This window comes from Streptomyces virginiae (assembly GCF_041432505.1).
In the GTDB taxonomy this organism is placed as follows: Bacteria; Actinomycetota; Actinomycetes; order Streptomycetales; family Streptomycetaceae; genus Streptomyces; species Streptomyces virginiae_A.
The window spans coordinates 657,621-675,983 of sequence record NZ_CP107871.1 but is presented as its reverse complement, the minus strand read 5'-3'; the positions used below and the strand labels follow the sequence as shown (position 1 = coordinate 675,983).

Below are 18,363 nucleotides of genomic sequence, written 5' to 3'. Positions count from 1 at the left end.
CGCCGTTGCGGCACGCTCGACCGGGCCCGACGCGGCGTCGGCGCCACCGTCAGTACGGCCAGGACCAGTCCACGATCTCCGGCAGGTCGCTGCCGTGGGCGCGGATCCAGTCGTGGTGGCGGATCCGCCGGTCGGCCATGTTCTGCCGTAGGGCCGCGGCGCGTCCGGCCAGGCCGGGGACACGGTCGATCACGTCCATGACCAGGCGGTACCGGTCGAGGTCGTTGCGCACCACCATGTCGAAGGGCGTGGTCGTGGTGCCCGACTCCTTGTAGCCGCGGACGTGCAGGTGCGGATGGCCGGTCCGGCGGTAGGCGAGCCGGTGGATCAGCCACGGGTAGCCGTGGTACGCGAAGATCACGGGTGCGTCCGTGGTGAACAACGAGTCGTACTCGATGTCCGTCATCCCGTGCGGGTGCTCCTCCCGGGGCATCAGCCGTGCGATGTCGACGACGTTGACGACCCGGACCGCCAACGACGGCAGATGCTCGCGCAGCAGAGCCGCGGCGGCGAGCACCTCCTGCGTCGGAACGTCCCCCGCGCAGGCCAGCACCACGTCCGGCACGCCCGTGCCGTCGTCCGTCCCCGCCCAGTCCCAGATGCCGGCGCCGCGGGCGCAGTGGGTCCGCGCCTCGTCCATCGTCAGCCAGTCGAAGCAGGGCTGTTTGCCCGCGACGATCACATTCACCTGATCCCGGCTGCGCAGGACGTGGTCGGCCACCGCGAGGAGGGTGTTCGCGTCGGGCGGGAAGTAGGCCCGTACGACCTCCGGACTCTTGTTCAGCACATGGTCGACGAAACCGGGGTCCTGGTGGGAGAAGCCGTTGTGGTCCTGGCGCCAGACGTGCGAGGTCAGCAGGTAGTTGAGGGACGCGATCGGTGCCCGCCACGGAAGCTCGCGCGCCGTCCGCAGCCACTTCACGTGCTGGGCGACCATCGAGTCGACGATGTGCGCGAAGGCCTCGTACGTGGAGAAGAGCCCGTGCCGGCCGGTCAGCAGGTACCCCTCCAGCCAGCCCTGGCAGGTGTGCTCGGAGAGGATCTCCATCACCCGCCCACCGCGCGCCAGATGCACGTCGGTGGGCTCGGTCTCCTCCTGCCACGCCTTGCCCGTCACCTCGAAGAGGTCGTCGAGCCGGTTGGAGGCGGTCTCGTCCGGGCCGACGACGCGGAAGTCCCGCCGCTCCTCGGTCTCCCTCATCACGTCCGTCAGCAGGGCACCCAGCACCCGGGTGGGCTCGTGGAGCGAGCCGCCGCGCTTGTCCACCGCGACCGCGTGGGCATCGAGGTCCGGCAGCGGGAGCGGACGCAGCAGCCGCCCGCCGTCGGCGTACGCCGTCGCGCCGAGGCGCAGGTCACCGCGCGGAACGCAGGCCAGAACCTGCTCCGTGGGGCGCCCCTCGGAGTCGAAGAGCTCCTGCGGCCGGTACGAACGCAGCCACCGCTCCAGCATCCTCAGGTGCTCCGGGTTCTCCCGAACGCCGGCCAGCGGGACCTGATGGGCCCGCCAGGTGCCCTCGACGGGGTCGCCGTCCACGATGGCGGGGCCGGTCCAGCCCTTGGGGGTCCGCAGGACGATCATGGGCCACGGGCGGCGGGCGACATCGCCCTTGCCGATCCGAGCCTCGCGCCGGATCTCGGAGACGAGGTCCATGGCCCGGTCCATCGCCCTGGCCATGGCCTGGTGCACGCTGAGGGGATCGCTGCCCGTGACGTGGAACGGCTCGTGGCCGTAGCCGCGCAGCAAGGAGTCCAACTCCGCCTCGGGGATGCGGGACAGGACGGTCGGGTTGGCGATCTTGTATCCGTTGAGGTGCAGGATCGGCAGGACGGAGCCGTCGCGGACCGGGTCGAGGAACTTGTTCGAGTGCCAGGAGGCCGCGAGGGGTCCCGTCTCGGCCTCGCCGTCGCCGATGACGCACGCGACGAGCAGATCGGGGTTGTCGAAGGCGGCGCCGTAGGCGTGCGCGAGGGAGTAGCCGAGTTCGCCGCCCTCGTGGATCGAGCCCGGGGTCTCGGGCGCCACATGGCTGGGGACCCCGCCGGGGAAGGAGAACTGCCGGAACAGCTTCCGCATGCCTTCGCCGTCCCGCCCGATGTCCGGGTACGTCTCGGTGTACGTGCCCTCCAGCCACGAGTTGGCCAGTACGGCGGGTCCGCCGTGCCCCGGTCCCCAGACGCACAGGGCCTCCTGGCCGCGCTCCCTGATCACCCGGTTGAGGTGGGTGTACACGAGGTCGAGGCCGGGGGAGGTGCCCCAGTGGCCGAGCAGTCGGGGCTTGATGTGCTCGGCCCGCAGCGGTTCGGTCAGCAGCGGATTGTCCATCAGGTAGATCTGTCCGGCGGCCAGGTAGTTGGCGGCGCGCCAGTGGGCGTCGAGCTCGGCGATCGGGTACTGCGTCATCCCCGCTCCTTCGTGCGGCAGACCGAGAGGTTCGTCGACTGAGCCGACACCGTCACGGTGCTCCTGACGGCAGTCGGCCGGCAGGGGAGGGTGGGCCCTCGCGGAGGGACCAACGGCCCCTGCCGGCAGCGCCGAGGCGAGGACGAGGCTGAAGTTCGACGGCGCCAGTGTCCCGTCCCGCCGCCGAATCCACGCTCTGACCACGCCCCCGAGCCGGGGCAGTACGGAGGACAGACCAGTGACCGAGACCCTTGTGGTGGGAATCGACGGATCCCCGGAGAGCCTCGCGGCAGCCGATTGGGCCGCACAGGAGGCCGTACGCCGACACGCGCACCTGCACCTGGTGCACGCCTGGCCGTGGCAGCACCTCACCGAGTCCCGCACCCTGGACCGGCAGCCCGAGGCCGACCGCGCCGAGCGGGTCGTCCGCGAGGCGGAGGCGGAGGTGACCGGGAGGTATCCGGACCTTCCCGTGTCCGCTTCCCTGGTCCCGGAAGCCGCGGTCCCCGCGCTGCTGCGGCTCGCGGAGGGGGCGGAGATGCTGGTCATCGGCACCCGCGGGCACGGCGCGCTGCGCGACTTCCTGCTGGGCTCCTCCGGTCAGCAGATCATCGCCGCCGCGCCCTGCCCCGTGGTGTCGGTGCGCGGCAGCTACGCCGTCGCCGGGTCGCCCCGGAACGGTGAGATCGTCGTGGGCCATCAGGGCGACGCGGACGAGAGCCGCGCCGTCCTCCGTTTCGCCTTCGAGGTGGCGGCCGCCCGGCGCGCGACCCTGCGCGTCGTACGGGCCTGGAGCCTGCCGCCGGTGTACGCATACAGCCCCGGGTCGATGTGGCTCGCCGAACAGCTCGGCGGGGTGGAGCCGTACGAGAAGGTCGCCATGGAGCAGGCGCTGGAGCCGTGGCGGGAGAAGTTCCCGGAGGTTCCGGTCATCGAACAGGTCCGGACGGGCAGCGCGGGCCAGGTACTGCTCTCGGCGGCCGCCGGCGCCGAACTCCTCGTCGTGGGCCGCCGGATACGCCACTGCCCTGTCGGCACCCGTATCGGCTCGGTGGCCCTGGCTGCTCTCCACCACGCGCCGTGCCCCGTCGCGGTCGTCCCGCACGCCCACTGAGGTAGGCCGGACTCCACTGCGCCGCCGCGCCGGCGTCAGACGCGGCCGAAGGGTTCGGGGTAGACGAATTCGCCTTGTACGTCCGGGTCGTAGGCGGCCAGGGTGCGGATCTGGAACAGGTGCTCCCAGGCCGGTTCCTCGCCGACGATGCCGAAGTCGGTGCTCGGTCGGAAGCCGAACCGCCCGTAGAAGTCGGGGTCGCCGAGGACGACGACCATCGGGGCGTCGAGGGCGTCCGCGGCGGCGAGAGCGGCGTGGACCAGGGCCGTTCCGAAGCCGCGGCGGCGATGGTCACGGTGCACACCGAGCAGGCTGAGGTTGGGGACCCGGACGGTACCGATTCGGCCCCAGGAGCAGAGAGCGTGGCCGACGATCGCGCCGTCCGCGTCCTCGGCCACCAGGGAGAGTTCCGGGATCCGGTCTTCGCCCTCGCGCAGTGCGTTCTGCAGCATCACCTCCACGGGCTCCTCCTCGTGCGGTTTGTAGGAGGAGGCGATGGTCACCGTACGGACAGCGGCCAGGTCGGCGGGGGTTTCTCGTCTGATCAGCACCTACTTAGTGTGTCCCGCCGGCCGACCGGGTGCGAGGCCGGGGCCGCGCCGTCCGGCACCGCACACGGCTCAGCCGTCAGCGGCGAGCGGCGTCGTTCGCCGGGTTCGTCGGCGTCGGCGGGCGCCGGTCCGGCGGGAGCAAGGCGTGGCTGGCGATGACCGCCGCCTGTACGCGCCGTTCCACACCGAGTTTGGTGAACAGCCGCGAGACGATGTTCTTGATGGTCTTCTCCGCCAGGAAGAGCTGCTTGCCGATCTCCCGGTTGGTGAGGCCCTCGCTCACCAGGATCAGGATCTCGCGCTCCCGGTCGGTCAACCCCGGCAGGCCGGGCGGCTGTTCCTGCTTCGGGGCGTCACCCCTGATCCGGGCCATGAGACGGGTGGTGGCGCCGGGGTCGAGCATGGACTGGCCCGAGGCGACGGTCCGGACGGCGGAGACGAGGTCGGTGCCGGTGATCTGCTTGAGGACGTAGCCCGACGCGCCCGCCATCACCGCGTCCAGCAGTGCTTCCTCGTCGTCGAACGAGGTCAGCATCAGACAGGCGAGTTCGGGCATGCGGGAGCGGAGTTCACGGCACACGCCGACCCCGTCGCCGTCCGGCAGTCGCACGTCCAGGACGGCCACCTGCGGGCGCAGCGCCGGGATACGGACGAGCGCCTGCTCGGCGGTGCCCGCTTCACCGACCACGGTCAGGTCGGGCTCGGCGTCCAAGAGGTCGTGGACGCCTCGGCGTACGACCTCGTGGTCGTCCAGGAGGAACACGCTGATCGGAGCGGACGACCTCGCGGACGACTTCGCGGGCGACGTGACGGGAGACGGGCCGCTCGCCGGCATGAGGCAACTCCTTCACAGGCGCCCACCTTCCGCGGGCGTGCGCATGCTTGCATCCTGCCGTTCGCGAGGGCCGATCGGACAGGGCCGATCGGCCCTTGTTCCGGCACGTCTCCCCGCGCCCGCCGGGCAACGGGGAAAGAGGGACCTTCGGCCCTTGGCAGGGGCCGACCGGTCCTTCCGCACGTGGCGACGGTCCGATGAGCTAGGCGGAGCACGGGGAAGGGCGCGGCCGCCGCTACGGAGCCGCACGGAACGTGAAGGTGTGTCATGGCCACGCAGCTGATCGCACTGACGTGCGCGGTAGGAGAGGGGTCCGAAGTGACGGCGTCCCTCGGAGGCGAACTCGATTTCTACACGAGTACGCAGGTCGGACCCAGGCTGATGGAGATCGCGCGGTCATGGGGGCCCGAACTGACCCTGGACCTGTCGGGCCTCACCTTCTGCGACAGCTCCGGTATCGACCTGCTGCTGCGGATCCACCGGTCGTGCGCCGTCCGCGGTACCCGGCTCAGACTCGCCGGAGTACCCCGCCCGGTGGCCGGGCCGATGCGGGTCCTCGGCGCCGACCGGGTGCTGCTGTCGTCGGGGAGATGACCGTTCGGGGCCGCCCGGGCGGCTGAAGGGGGGCCGTTCGGCCCTGATGTCGACCGGTCCGGCGAACGAGCTCGGCGGTCAGGCCGCGCACCGCGGCCGCCCGACGCGAAGGGAGGCGTGGAGCATGGACCGCAACGCGGCACACCCGGGGGCCGCGGCCGTGGCCCCGGCACGGCGGATGGAGCAGCTCGGCCGTGACGAGGCGCTGCGGTTGCTGGCGACGGTGTCGCTGGGCCGCATCGTCTTCACCCAGTACGCCCTGCCGGCCGTCCGGCCCGTCAACCACCTCGTCGAGGGCGAGAGCATCATCGTGAGGGTGCACGAGGGGGGAGGCGCGCTCGCCGCCCTCCTCGCACCGTCGGAGGCCCCAGGGGTCGTGGTCGCCTACGAGGCCGACGTCATCGACCCCGACACGCATCTCGGTTGGAGCGTCGTGGTGACCGGCTACGCCACCCCGGTGGAGGACCCGGAGGGTTACGCCTCGCGGCTGCGCCCCTGGGTGGCGCAGACCATGGTGCGCGCGCTGCGCATCACACCGGATCTGGTCACGGGGTTCCGGCTGGCGGCGGACCACCCGCCCGAGCCGGTGGAGCCCGCGGAGCCCGTGGACTCCGTGGAGATGTGCGGCTCCTGACCGGTCACCCGGCGGCCGCCCCGGCGAGCGGGGCCCGCCAGATCAGCACGCTGCCGCCCTCGACCGGCCGTTCCACGGCGAACGTGCCGCCCAGGCTCCGGGCGCGCTCGTCGAGGTTGCGCAGGCCGCTGCGGCGGCCCTGGGCGGGGATTCCCCGCCCGTTGTCGGTCACCTTGAGGACGATCTCGTCGTGCGTGGCCTTGAGCGAGACCCCCACCCGGGTGGCGTGCGCGTGGCGGGCGGCATTGCTCAGCAGCTCGGTCAGCACGGCCACGGCATGGTCGGCGACATGGGCGGACACGTCCGTGTCCAGCAGCCCCTCCATGCTGAGGCGGGGCGGATGACCGAGTGCCCTTCCCGCCTCTCCCACGGCGCGAGCGGCCCGCGCCCTGAGGCCGGGGGCGGACTCACGGTCCTTGGCGCGCAGCCCGAAGATCGTCGAACGGATGATCTTGATGGTTTCGTCGAGGTCGTCGACGGCCCGCCCGACCCGATCGGCGGCACCGTCGTGGTCCACCAGACGGGCCGCGCTCTGCAGGGTCATCCCCGTCGCGAACAGCCGCTGGATGGCCAGGTCATGCAGGTCGCGGGCGATCCGGTCGCGCTCTTCCAGCAGCGCTATCTGTTCGGCGTCGCGCCGCCGTTCGGCGAGTTCGAGGGCGAGTGCGGCTTGGCCGGCGAAGGCCAGCAGCGGCTCCAGCTCGCCGTCGGTGAACACCGGCTCCGAGGTCGCCCGGGCCAGGAGGAGTACGCCTCGCCCGTCCCCGGCGGCCGTGCCCAGAGGGACGGCCACCGCGGGCCCGAGGGCGGTCGGTCGCCCGGCGTCGCTGCCGTAGAGCGGGTCGGTGGCGAGGCCGGCCGAGGTGACCGGACTGCCGCCCTTGTACGCGGCGCCGGACAGGCTGCCCTCGACCGGGACGACCAAACCCCGTCGCTGTTCGCTGCCCGGCCCCACCGACAGTTCCACGACCAGGTCGTCGGTGCCGTCGAGCGGCATGGAGATGTCGGCCAGTTCGGCGCCCGTGATCTCCTGGGCGCGGCGTGCGATGAGCGCGAGCACCGCCGGCCGGGGGCTGCCGGACAGCAGGCTGTTGGTGATCTCGGCGTTGGCCTGCAGCCACCGTTGCTGCCGCTGGGAACCCTCGTACAGGCGGGCGTTGTCGATGGCCACGCCGGCGGCGACCGAGAGGGTGGAGATCACCGCCTCGTCCTCGGTGTCGAAGTCCTGGCCGTCGCGCTTGTCGGTCAGGTACAGATTGCCGAAGACCTCGTCACGGACCCGGATCGGTACGCCGAGGAAGGTGTGCATCGGCGGATGGTCGGCCGGGAAGCCGTGCGAGGCGGTGTGGGTGCCGAGGTCCGTCAGGCGCAGCGGTTCGGGGTGGCGGATGACCTCGCCCAGCAGGCCGTGGCCGGCGGGGAGCGACCCGATCCGGGTGATCTGCTCGTCGGACAGGCCGACGGTGAGGAACTGCGAGAGCGTCCGGCCGTCGGGCCCGATCACGCCCAGCGCTCCGTAGTCGGCCTCGACGAGGAGGGCGGCGGCCTCGACGATGCGCCGCAGGACCTGGGAGAGGTCCAGCTCGCGGCCGACGGAGACGACCGCCTCCAACAGGCTGTGCACGCGGTCCCGGGTGCCGCGTACGGCATTGATCCGGGCCTGAAGTTCCTTCAGCAGCTCGTCCAGTTGCATCCTCGGTACCTGAGGCAACGGATCCGCCACGCCCACCAGCTCCTTCTGCGCCCACCCACTTGGTCCGGCGCAAGCCTATAGAGAGCCGTAGGAACGCGAGGGCCGATCGTTCGGACCGATCGGCCCGCACGGTCGGATCACAAGCGCGGGACACCCGATGGGTGCAGCGCACATGCTTCGGGGGCAACTGCGGTGACGCGCCACATGTGCGGGTGACCTGGGCGTTCCTATGATGTGGCGACACGGAACCGTCCCCGCCGCCAGTCCGGAAGTGGTACCCATGGTCGCCTCCACCGCACGGTCCCCAAGTTCCGGCTCCATCAAGCGCGTCGTCGCCGCGAGCCTCATCGGGACCACCATCGAGTGGTACGACAACTCATCCGATCAGAGCTAGGACCTGCCGTATCCCAGGATCTGCGCGATCGAAGTCAGCACGGAACCAGCACGGGTCAACGGCGAGCCTGCTAGATGCTGACGAAGTGGCTCTCGCGGCGCACGCCACTGGCTCGACCGGCGTATCGGGCCGACTGCGGAGCGTCGCCGATTCCACCATCCAAGGTCTTCAGGTGTAGGTGCCCAGAGGTTGCCTCTCGCCCCAGGAAGCAGCGTTGTCCCATGCCCTCGACTGGTGTCTGCAGCGTCATCGAGCACGTCCCCGCAGTTGCGGGGAGCAGGCGGGCAGGTCTTCGAGACCCAGCCGCACGGAGGGATCCTCCCCACGGGTGCGGGGACGTCCTACTGCAGTAGTTTCAGGGCTGCAGCCGCCAGTCGTTGGGCGGTGAGGTGTGGTTCGTCGGCCGGCAGGATGAGATGGCTGATGGTCATGCGGACGATGACGTCCGCGGCCATTCGTACAGACTCTGTGTGCTGTTGTGGGTAGCGCGTGGCCAGCCAGCCCTGGACGAGGGTTTGACCGGCGTCGAAGATCGGGTCCGCCCGGGCGGTGAGGTAGGGCAGGAGGCTGTCGGAGCCCTTTCGGGCGGCTGTGATGACGGCCCTTATGAGGGGCTGATTGTCGGCCTCCTGAAGTACGTACAGGATGGCCGCCCGGAGGCAGGCGTGGGAATCGGGTACGCCGGGATAGAGGGCATCGGCCACACCCGCCAGAAACTGCTGGGTTTCACGGACTACCAGCGCACGGCCCAGGCCGGCGCGGTTGCCGAACTCCTTGTACACCGAGGGGCGCGACACTTCGGCGCGGGCAGCGACGGCCGAGAGGCTGACCTGGTCCCAGCCGGCTTCGCAGGTGAGGTCGCCAGCTGCGTCCAATACGCGCTGCCTCATCTGTTTGCGCCAGGCAACGCGCGGTGGGTCGGGTTCCGACCCACCTGCGAGTGTCGCCACTTCGATCCGGTGCCTTGCCGCCGCCATGGTGGCCAGTCTGCCAGGGGCCGAAGCCCGTTCGGCGAACCGGGCTCGTGAGTGCGGGTCCGGCGGGCGCGTGGTGGTGCCGACCCTTGGAGAGGCGTCGGGGCCGGCACCACGTGTTGGCACCCCAAGTAATCCGCAGGGATCAGGCGCGCTTGCGTCGCGCCGCGAAGAGGAGGCCGCCCCCGATGGCGAGAACCACTGCCGCGATGCCCAGCGGCAGGGCAGGGTTGGAGCCGCCCGTCTCTGCGAGCGGACCGCTTCCGCTGTGCGGCTTCAGCCCGGAGCCGCCATCGGTGCCGTCGGCCGCTAGCACGCTCGGTGAGGCGGCGGGGTCACTTCCGGCGGACTGACCGCTCCCGGCGGAGGCGTCCCCTTGCCGGCCGGGGGAGGAGTCGGAAGCATTTCCCGGGCCACCGCTGCTCTTGGCGCCGAAGCCGTAGGCGCCCCGGTCGGGCGCGCCGCCGCCCCGGCGGGCTCCGGTGAAGTCGGTGGTGACGGCGGCGAACGGCGTACCCGAGCCGGCGGCGGGGGAGCTCTCGCTCAGCCGGAAGTCCGCGTCAGCTCCGGTGCCCGTCTTGGCGAACTTCGGATCGGTGATGACATCGTTCGGGCCCTGGACCTCGGGGGCCTTGCCGCCGAAGTAGATGTTGTAGTCGTAGGTGACGTCCACATTGCGGGACTTGCTGTTCGTCGCTTGCCCCGGCCGGCCGTACGCGATGTTGTTGAGGAGCCGCACGTCGGTACTGTCGTGCGCGAAGATGTTGGCGTAGCTCTCCATGCGGGTGCTGCGCCCGTTGGCGTAGGCCGTGTTGTGGACGATGTCGACGTGCTGGCTCTTGTAGGAGTGGATGCCGGAGCCGCCGTTGTCGTAGGAGAGGTTGTTGGCGACCAGTACGCGTCCGCTGTAGGCGGGGTGATCGGCGTCGCCTTTGAGGGTGTCGATGATGATGCCGTTGCCGTCGGAGTAGCAGCCGCACTTCTCCCATTTGATCTTGGTCTCGTTGTCGTGGACGCGATTGCCGGTGATGCGGATCTTGTACGTCCCGGCGTCGCCGCCCCCCACGTCGCGTGGGGTGAGGACGGAGATTCCGCTGGTTGCGTACACCGCGTACCAGGAGGTCCCATGCACGTGGTTGCCGGAGATGGTCACGTGGTCGGAGTCGATGGCCGATATGCCGCCGCCGGCGCAACCATGCACCTCATTGCCGGTCACCTCGACGTGGTGCGACAGCGCACCCGTGGACCGGTCCTGTTCCACGGAGATGCAGTTCGTGTTGTAGGTGGGGTCGCCCTTCTTCGATTCCCGTTCGGCTCCGGCCAGGGTGAGGGCTGCGTTGTTGCCCTTGACCTCTAGGTTTTTGATGGAGATGTAGGAGGCGCCGTGAACGCTGATGCCGTTCCACGCCTTCACCGGGTGGATCACCGGATGGTGGCCGGGATGAGCGGTGAAGGTAATGGGGGCTTCGGGGAGGCCGGAGCGCTTGATGGTCAGCACGTTCGACCCCGCTGAACGCTCGGAGTACGTGCCGTTCATGATCGAGACGGTGTCGCCCGGCTCGACGCTGTCTGCGGCCTTCTGGAGGGTTCGGAAGGGAGCTTGGGTGGAGGTGCCCGAGTTGCTGTCGTTGCCGCTGGGGCTGACGAAGTACGTGCGGGCCGCGGCGTGTGCCGTACCGGCTCCGATGGTGGCGAGCGGTGCGGATGAAGCGAGCAGTGCTGCGGTCAGGGCGAGGGTGTTCGTACGTTTCACTGTTGCCTGGTCTCCCAGTTCGTCCTGGCGAAGCGGTTGGTGCCCCTTGTCGGCCGTAGCCGCACCATGAGGGGCGCGCAATGGATGCATGGAGTCCGTGTCGCCGCGCCGGGTCAGGGCGCGTGAGGCTGTGCAGCCCGGAACGTTCCGCACCCAAGTCCGCTGTGAGGGGGGTGAGTTGCGTGAGTGACAGTTCCAGACTCGAAAAATGAAAACAACCCTGGACTGAGTGTAAATATTCTGACGGAGCGTCATATCGGGCTTTGGTTGGCTGACGTTGTGGAGGGCGCGGGTGCTTATGGCCCGGTCCCTGTTCGCGGGCGGCCGGAGACCGCCAAGTGGCGTGCTCTCGTGACGGAGCTGTGCGGCGCAGCCGGCACGGGCCGCTGGAGAGGAACAGCTCGGAGATCCGCTGCCCCGCTTCGACGGCGGCCGGCTCGTGGCCCCGGAGATCGTGGCAAACCTGCCTGCTGGGGTAGCGGTTGCCGCTCGTGCGCCAGGTGCACCCCATCGGCGCCCGCGCTCTTCCAGGACCGCCGCGACTACGTCTGGGACAACCGCGCCGACACCGCCACGCTGCGCGACCACCGCGGCCGGACCGTCGAAACCGAGACCTGGGGACGCCGCCGCTGACCCCACTACCCGGCCGGCCAGGCAGCCTGCCACGGAACCTGCACGACATGACCCGCCTATGGCCGGACGACCACTGACCCTCACGCGAGCACGGGCCGTCGCCCTCACCGGGCGACGGCCCGCCCTGCTGCGCTCTGAACATGGCGGCCGGGCATCGACCTCGCGTCCACGCTCAGCCACGCCTGGAAGCCGGGGGCTCCTCGATAGCCGGGGAAGCCCGCCACGACATCACCGCGGGGACGCCTGCCGCCACCTGCTGTGTTCCAGCGGCTGCGCCCAGGACTTGCCGCTGAGGGCTGAGTCGCCGTTCCGAATGGCCTGCGCAGGGCCCGACAGCCGCTTCTACTGCGTCGGAAGCCGCCCCAACGCCGCTGACCGGCACGGCTGGATGGCGCCTGCGCTGTAAGGCGGGCGAGCTTGTTGTGGCTGGTGAGGGTGAGAGGGTGACCTTGAGCTCGCTAGTGCGCCGGGCTCGGTCCCGCCGGGCCGCGGCCCTGCACTCCGGCCGCGGATAGCCGTAGTCGGCGCAAGTGGCTGCCGTGCCTGACCCGAGAGAATCTGCCCGCTCAGGACCACGTCTGCGCCTCGCACCCTCGCGGTCAGATTACGCGGGGCGTACGACGCAGTGGTGAAAGCAGCGGTGGTCAGCCTGGCAGCTCCTTGCCACGTCCGGAATCCGGCCACGTGCCGGCCATGCCTGGTGTGGGCGGATCATCGCGTGGCCACAGGCCCAGCAAGTCGAGTAGCTGCGCGAGATCAGCGCGATCCATGGCGCGCTCGGCAACCGCGCGCCGCGCCGCGTCCCGGTCCACGAACCCCACCGGGGCCGCGAGAGTCGATACCTCCGCGGAGGAGAATGGGTCTTTCATGGCGTGATGCCACCACAGACGGGCTCACCCTGCAGGGCGGACTACGCCAACCGGCAACTCGACGACAGCCTGACTACGCCCATTTTCCGGGGACGGCAGGGCGATCCGGGCGTGCGGCGCGGATCGGCGCCAGTACTGCGGGGCGTCGGAGTCGCTTCGCGCGGGTTCCGCTCTCCTCGCCCCGGGCCGGCGGCGTGACGGCAAGGCCGTGGGCGAGGGGCGGTGAGCCGCAGGCACCCTTCTGGGGTGCCCGAGGCGCCACCAGAACAGCCCAGTGATCTTGTGTTCGCCACTCACCGCGCCGGTCGTGCGTCTTACATCACTCGCACGCCGCTGGACGCGCAGGCGATCAGTTCCCTCGGTCGCCCATCGGGTGGGTCCGTGGGCCGGGCTGCCCCCGAGCGGCCCGGCACCACGGGGCGCGTGGGGTCAGTGCTGGTTGAGGGGGAGGGCGATGTCGGTGACCTGCTGACGGGCCGGGAACCTGCCCTGGCCGGTGGCCTTGCCGGTCAGGATGTCGATCGCGTAGAGGCCGTATCCGCGGCCGGTGTTGATGGTGGCGAAGCCCTTGTTGGTACCGGCCTTGGCGTCGTGGTAGATGTCGAACCCGGCGTCCGGTCCCGCGTTGACTCCCAGGTTGCCGGTCGGGGCGAGCGTGCCGGCGTTGGCCGGGGACTGCAGCGAGATCCGGTCGGCCGTCGTGTCGAGGTCGAACAGCGAGGTCGCTGTCGCCGCGTCCAGGTTGTTGTTGGTGTACGCGGCGCCGGTCACCCCCAGGGCCGTGGACGGCGGTGTGGTGGGGTTGGTCAGCGTGCCGTCGACCGCCGTGGGGACGGTGGGGTCGTCGATGTTGTGGCGCAGGTGCCGACCCGCTGGAGCCCGCCGTCCCTCCTGCTGAGCGCCTTCTCTGTAGGTGACCGTGCCCCGGGCCGCCTCGGATCGAGGTCTGAACGGGCGGTCCCGAGGAGTGGGCCGCCGGGCGGCGGGTAGGCGCCGGGATAGTCCCGGCCGGCCTGCCGGAAGGGTAGGTCTGGCCTTCGCGGCGAGGAGTCAGACATGTCCGCACACCTTCCAGACCCAGCCGCACGCAACACGTCCCGACCGTACGGCGGCGTACCGCCGGGCGAGACTCCGCCCGGCGAGTCGAGCACCGGCTCCGGCTCGGGCCCGTACCGTCCCCTCACGCGCGGGTGGGCCATGGGCCCCCTCGTGCTGATCTGCCTGCTGGCCCTGGTCTGCGCCCTCTTCTTCCTTGCCTACGCCATCATGCTGGACCTCTGAGCGGTACCGACGGGGCCGATACAGCGGATCCGCAACTGAGGCGGCCAGATGATGGCAGTCAAGGTCGTGCACCCGTCCCGCCACGGCGAAGGAGGTGATCATGTCCTCCGGTCCCGCGTCCTGCCCCACGTCCTCCGTCTCTGCGGCAGGGTGTCGACTGCTGCTGGTCCGCCACGCGAAGGCCGTGCCCAAAAATGTGGCCGAGGACTTCGAACGCTCCCTGAGCGACCGCGGGCGGGCTGATGCGCCGGAGGCGGGCCGCTGGCTTGCCGAGTCGGGCTTCGAGCCCCATCTGGTGCTGTGTTCTCCGGCCCGAAGGACGCGGGAGACATGGGAGCTGATCGCCCCGGCCCTGCCGTACGTTCCGCCCGCCGTCTACGATGACAGGCTCTACAACGCGGCCCCGGACGTGTTGGCCACCGTACTGGCGGAGCGGGGAGTGGGGCTGGGCCGCGTGATGCTGGTCGGCCACGGCCACAACACGGGCATCCACGAGCTTGCCATGTCACTTTGCGGGACCGGGCCGCCGGAACTGTTGGAACGTTTGGGGGAGAAGCTCCCGACGTCGGGCGTCGTGGTGGTGGACCTTCGGGGCGGGTGGGAAGACCTCCCCCCGGGTCATGGCCACGATGGGCACCTGGCTGCCTTCTGGGCACCCGCTCACCAGGATCGGACTCTCGAATGATCCCGTGCCGGGTTCGCTGGTGGCGCCGAGTTCCTCGACGACCGGCAGACCCTTCAAGGCGTGGTGAGCGCCCTTCGCGACCATGAGCCCTTCACTACGACCGGTCCCGGCGGCGCGTTCATCGGGCCGCGATCCCGCTGTGCTCCGGCCGCACGTGGATGCGGGCACGGACCTGTCCGGCCCCTCGGCTTCATGTCAGCTGCGCACTCCTGCCGGCCAGGCCCGCTCTGCCGGCCGCCTACGGGGCCTACATCGCGCAGGCGGGCCCGGGCGGGCGCCGTTCGGTCAGCGGGGTGAAGCACGATGACGGAACCAGTGGCCGTGGCCATGACGTCGGGGAGACTCTTGCCGGGCTGTCTGCGGCGGCACGGGCGTTGCCACGCCATTCGATCGGGGGTCGTTCCGCTCACGGTCCACGACAGCCGTTCCACGACGAGAAGCACGCCTTTCCCGCCGGGTACTGGCTGAGCGTCGTGCGCCGAGCATGACCAGGGCCAACCCGTATGCGCGACTCCCCGGAGGTGGGGCGCGGCGCGCCGCCGTGGCCCGGCTCCGTGCCGAGGGCCACGACATCAAGGACGAGGACGTCGCCCGCCTGTCCCCGCTGGGACCGGCACATCAATTTCCTGGGCCGGCACCTTTTCAACATCATTGCCAGCGGTCCCGGTCAGGGCATGCGGCCCTCTCGTGATCCGGACACGCCCGAGGACCGTGAAGAGGAGGAGTGGTCCTTGTCCGCCCGGCGCGAAGGCGCCTGCACCAGGTGCGTAGGGCAGGGGCATGGGCAAAGAAGAGCTGACCGGGGGCGGGCCGCGAGCCGGTCAGGGCATTACTTCAGCGGGGCTGCGAAGGGAGCGGGGTGCCACCGCGTCCTGTTCTGTGAGGTGGTTTCCCATGGTGGTGTTCAGGTCGGCCATGAACGCTTCGACCTGTTCCAGGAACTGGGGTGGGTAGTGCGACATCGCGGTATCGAGGCGGTCGGCGAGCGGGCCGAAGAACTCGTCCGCCCTCTCCTGGATGTGTGCTCCGCTGCGCAGGGTGACGATGCGCCGGTCGGAGTGCTCGCGGGCGCGGGTGATGTGTCCTGCCGCTTCGAGGCGGTTCAGGAGTGCGGTGGTGGCGCCCGTGGACAGGGAGATACGTTCGCTCAGTCGCGCCGGTGACAGGGGGGTGCCGCGTTCCTCGGCGGCGGCGATCTCCAGGACCGCGGTCGCGTCCGTGGAGTGCAGGCCGAGCCAGGTGGCGAAGCGCCGGCTGAGGTCGGCGTAGTGGCCGCCGTAGATCCTCAGCGACTCCATCAGCCGCTCGCGCTGCTCCGCGACACCGTCGCTCACTGCTTCCTCCACGCCTCCGCCCTTCTCCTTCTGTCACGCGGTCCGCACGGTCATCCCGCTTTGACAACCTACCGCCACCATTTTACCTTCACCGTGGAATTACTTCACCATGGAGGTATCTGGAATGCGTGACCCGTCCCCCACCCCCGAGGAGACGACCGAGTCCTACCGGTGGCGGTGGCTGATCCTGGCGGTGATGATCGTCGCGGAGACCATGGATCTCCTGGACGCCTCGATCGTCAACGTCGCCGGGCCTGACCTGGAGAGGTCCCTCGGTGCCGGTTCGGTCGGACTGCAGTGGGTGATCGGCGGCTACGCCCTCACCCTGGGCGCCGGGCTGGTGCTCGGCGGCCGGTTCGGCGACCGCTACGGGCGGCGCCGGATGTTCCTGATCGGCCTGGCGGCCTTCACCACGACCTCGCTGCTGTGCGCGATCGCGCCGAACATCGCGTCGCTGATCGCCTTCCGCCTGCTGCAGGGCACAGCCGGAGCGATGCTGCTGCCCCAGGGCCTGGGCCTGCTGCGGGAGAACTTCTCCGGCTCCGAGCTCACCAAGGTCTTCGCGATCTTCGGCCCCCTCCTCGGCCTGGGCGGCATCATCGGCCCGGTCCTGGGCGGCTTCCTCGTCGGGGGCGACTTCTTCGGCCTGGGCTGGCGCTCGGTGTTCCTGATCAACCTGCCCATCGGCATCGCAGCACTGATCGTCGCCGCGAAGTTCGTGCCCAAGAAGGCGGGCGACCGCACGATCCGGGTCGACATGACCGGCGCCGCCCTGGTCGTGGCGTCCTGCGCCCTGCTGGTCCTGCCGCTCAACCAGGGCCAGGAGAACGGCTGGCCGCTGTGGACGTGGCTGTCCATGGCCGCCTCGGCGATCGGGTTCGCCCTCTTCGCCCTCCAGCAGCGCCGCACGGCCACCGCGGGCCGCGAGCCGCTGGTGACCCCGGGCCTGCTGCGCAAGCCCGCCTTCACCGTCGGACTTGGCGGCATCGCCCTGTTCTTCGGCGGCCTCGTCGGAACCCAGCTCGTGCTGACCCTGTTCCTCCAGATCGGCCGGCACTTCACCGCCGGTGAGGCGGGACTGGGCAACCTGCCCCTCGCCGTGGGAACCGCGATCGGTGGCGCCATCAGCGGCGCGTTCCTCGCCGACAAGATTGGCCGCAAGGTGCTGCAGATCGGACCGCTCGTCCAACTGGCCGGCGCGGCCGTGCTGTGGTTCGAGCTCGAAGGCCTCGATGCCGCCTCGTTCTCGATCTGGGACGTCGCTCCCGGCGTGGCGGTGGCGGGCATCGGCGCCGGCATGGTGATCGCCGCCCTGTTCAGCTTCATCCTGGCCGCGGTCGACGACGATGAGATCGGATCCGCCTCCGGTGTCCTGTCGGCAGTCCAGGCCCTCGGCGGTTCCATCGGCGTCGCGGTCTTCGGCTCGGTGTTCTTCGCCCAGGCCAAGACCGGTGACTTCGCCGACGGCTTCCACCGCGCGCTGATCGTCCAGGCGTGCCTGCTGGTGGTCTTCTTCGCGATCACCTTCCTGCTGCCCAAGAAGGGCCGCCCCGAAGACGAGCAGCACGGCATCACCCCCGAGACGACTGCCGACGGCTTCGGCGGCAAGAAGCACCTCACCGTGTGAGCCCCTGCAGGGGAGCGTGCACGGCAGGCGGTCCCGGCCGGCCCGAACGGACCCTGCACCGGGGCAGCCGCCCGGTGTGAGGGAGGACGAGGAAGACGGAAGGGAGTGTCATGACACACCGGAACGTGCTGATCGCGGGAGCCGGCATCGCCGGGCCGGCCCTGGCCCACTGGCTCGGACGGCACGGAATGCTGTCCACCCTCGTCTAGTGGGCTCCCTCCCTGCGGGAGGGCGGACAGTGGGTGCGGAGTGGAGTTGGCGGAGAACAGCACGTGGGTCACCGCCGCACAGCTGCGCCCGCTGCCCGGGGTCGACCTGGGTGGCATCCCGGCCCACCCACGTACCCGTACCTCGGCGGCGAGCCGGTGGGCGTGGCTGCTCGACGGCCGCATCCACGGGCGGCCCGCCACCGTCCACGCTGAGGGCCGCCGGAGCGCCACCGACCGTGCGCATCCGTTGGGCACCCTGCACGCACTCGACGCACTCGACGCACTCGCGCGCTCCGGCACGAGGGCGTGCACCGTGCGCGACGCGGCCAAGGTACTGCTGCTCCCCACGAACACCCGGATCGCCCAAGCCGCACGCGAACAGATCCGCACCAGAATCCTCGAGCCCGAGACCGTCTTCGCCCACGGGCCGAGGCCGAACGCTTCGGCGAGCAGACGGAACGGGAACAGTCCAGTGGAACCGCTGAGGCCCGCGCCCTGGCCCGGGCCCGCGCCGAGAAGGCCGGACTCACCCACCTCCCGCGCCAAGCCACGGCAGCCGCGCCTGAGCTCCTCGACCGCACCGCCTGAACACCGTGGCCGACGTCCAGCGACCGCACGCCGGACGGCCAGCCGGCGCCTGGCGGATTACTCTTACTCTGCCCGCAGCACCAGTGAGCAGCCGGGACACGCGCCCGCGGGCGACCGGGCGCTCGCCGCGCAGCAATCCGTCCCTGCACGAGATGGCCCTGAACACCGCGCAGGCATCCGGCCGACAGGCC

Annotated in this window: 13 protein-coding genes and 2 pseudogenes; 7 read left to right on the top strand and 8 right to left on the bottom strand. The window is 70.5% G+C overall.

Going from position 1 to position 18,363, the window contains the following annotated elements:
• Nucleotides 1-49: 49 nt before the first annotated feature.
• Entirely contained in the window at nt 50-2,404 is a 2,355-nt protein-coding gene (locus tag OG624_RS03165; RefSeq protein WP_371639032.1) for a phosphoketolase family protein, read from the bottom strand.
• Between the two features lie 238 nt (nt 2,405-2,642).
• On the opposite strand from OG624_RS03165, the gene OG624_RS03160 reads away from it, so the two are divergent.
• Entirely contained in the window at nt 2,643-3,518 is an 876-nt protein-coding gene (locus OG624_RS03160) for a universal stress protein (RefSeq protein WP_352163705.1), read from the top strand.
• 35 nt (nt 3,519-3,553) lie between these two features.
• Here the strand turns inward: OG624_RS03160 and OG624_RS03155 are convergent, their stop codons facing one another.
• Nucleotides 3,554-4,069 carry a GNAT family N-acetyltransferase gene (locus tag OG624_RS03155; RefSeq protein ID WP_033221181.1) on the bottom strand — a complete coding sequence of 172 codons (516 nt, stop codon included), beginning with the start codon at nt 4,067-4,069 and terminating at the stop codon, nt 3,554-3,556.
• A 76-nt stretch (nt 4,070-4,145) separates the two neighbouring features.
• Nucleotides 4,146-4,904, bottom strand: a complete 759-nt coding sequence (locus OG624_RS03150; protein ID WP_078909339.1) for a response regulator — start codon at nt 4,902-4,904, stop codon at nt 4,146-4,148.
• Between the two features lie 267 nt (nt 4,905-5,171).
• Here OG624_RS03150 and OG624_RS03145 point away from each other — a divergent pair, with 267 nt between their 5' ends.
• Both OG624_RS03145 and OG624_RS03140 read left to right on the top strand, forming a co-directional pair.
• Nucleotides 5,172-5,498, top strand: coding sequence for an STAS domain-containing protein (locus OG624_RS03145; RefSeq protein WP_063734117.1), 327 nt, complete (start codon nt 5,172-5,174; stop codon nt 5,496-5,498).
• Between the two features lie 124 nt (nt 5,499-5,622).
• Nucleotides 5,623-6,132 (top strand): pyridoxamine 5'-phosphate oxidase family protein, encoded by a 510-nt coding sequence (locus tag OG624_RS03140; RefSeq protein WP_051763328.1) that lies wholly within the window; start codon nt 5,623-5,625, stop codon nt 6,130-6,132.
• A gap of 4 nt (nt 6,133-6,136) precedes the next feature.
• Here OG624_RS03140 and OG624_RS03135 read toward each other — a convergent pair whose 3' ends face one another.
• From OG624_RS03135 to OG624_RS03120, 4 genes and pseudogenes are all read right to left on the bottom strand, one after another.
• Nucleotides 6,137-7,825, bottom strand: a complete 1,689-nt coding sequence (locus OG624_RS03135; protein WP_371639031.1) for a GAF domain-containing sensor histidine kinase — start codon at nt 7,823-7,825, stop codon at nt 6,137-6,139.
• Nucleotides 7,826-8,560: 735 nt separating this feature from the next.
• Nucleotides 8,561-9,196 carry a TetR family transcriptional regulator gene (locus OG624_RS03130; protein ID WP_078909338.1) on the bottom strand — a complete coding sequence of 212 codons (636 nt, stop codon included), beginning with the start codon at nt 9,194-9,196 and terminating at the stop codon, nt 8,561-8,563.
• A 142-nt stretch (nt 9,197-9,338) separates the two neighbouring features.
• Nucleotides 9,339-10,946 (bottom strand): right-handed parallel beta-helix repeat-containing protein, encoded by a 1,608-nt coding sequence (locus tag OG624_RS03125; protein ID WP_051763326.1) that lies wholly within the window; start codon nt 10,944-10,946, stop codon nt 9,339-9,341.
• Between the two features lie 1,931 nt (nt 10,947-12,877).
• A pseudogene (locus OG624_RS03120) lies at nt 12,878-13,318 on the bottom strand (DUF4394 domain-containing protein); the annotation flags it as partial.
• A 186-nt stretch (nt 13,319-13,504) separates the two neighbouring features.
• Here OG624_RS03120 and OG624_RS03115 point away from each other — a divergent pair.
• The 3 genes and pseudogenes from OG624_RS03115 to OG624_RS03105 all read left to right on the top strand — a co-directional run.
• On the top strand, nt 13,505-13,729 hold the full coding sequence (locus tag OG624_RS03115; protein WP_033221177.1) for a DUF6480 family protein: 225 nt from the start codon (nt 13,505-13,507) through the stop codon (nt 13,727-13,729).
• Between the two features lie 100 nt (nt 13,730-13,829).
• Nucleotides 13,830-14,414, top strand: a complete 585-nt coding sequence (locus OG624_RS03110; RefSeq protein WP_161297289.1) for a SixA phosphatase family protein — start codon at nt 13,830-13,832, stop codon at nt 14,412-14,414.
• A gap of 535 nt (nt 14,415-14,949) precedes the next feature.
• Nucleotides 14,950-15,136: pseudogene (locus OG624_RS03105) on the top strand (Tn3 family transposase); the annotation flags it as partial.
• A gap of 99 nt (nt 15,137-15,235) precedes the next feature.
• On the opposite strand, the gene OG624_RS03100 reads toward OG624_RS03105, so the two are convergent.
• A complete protein-coding gene (locus OG624_RS03100) occupies nt 15,236-15,760 on the bottom strand; it encodes a MarR family winged helix-turn-helix transcriptional regulator (RefSeq protein ID WP_371587135.1) in 525 nt (174 codons plus the stop codon).
• 112 nt (nt 15,761-15,872) lie between these two features.
• On the opposite strand from OG624_RS03100, the gene OG624_RS03095 reads away from it, so the two are divergent.
• Nucleotides 15,873-17,375, top strand: coding sequence for an MFS transporter (locus OG624_RS03095; protein ID WP_371639030.1), 1,503 nt, complete (start codon nt 15,873-15,875; stop codon nt 17,373-17,375).
• Nucleotides 17,376-18,363: the final 988 nt, after the last annotated feature.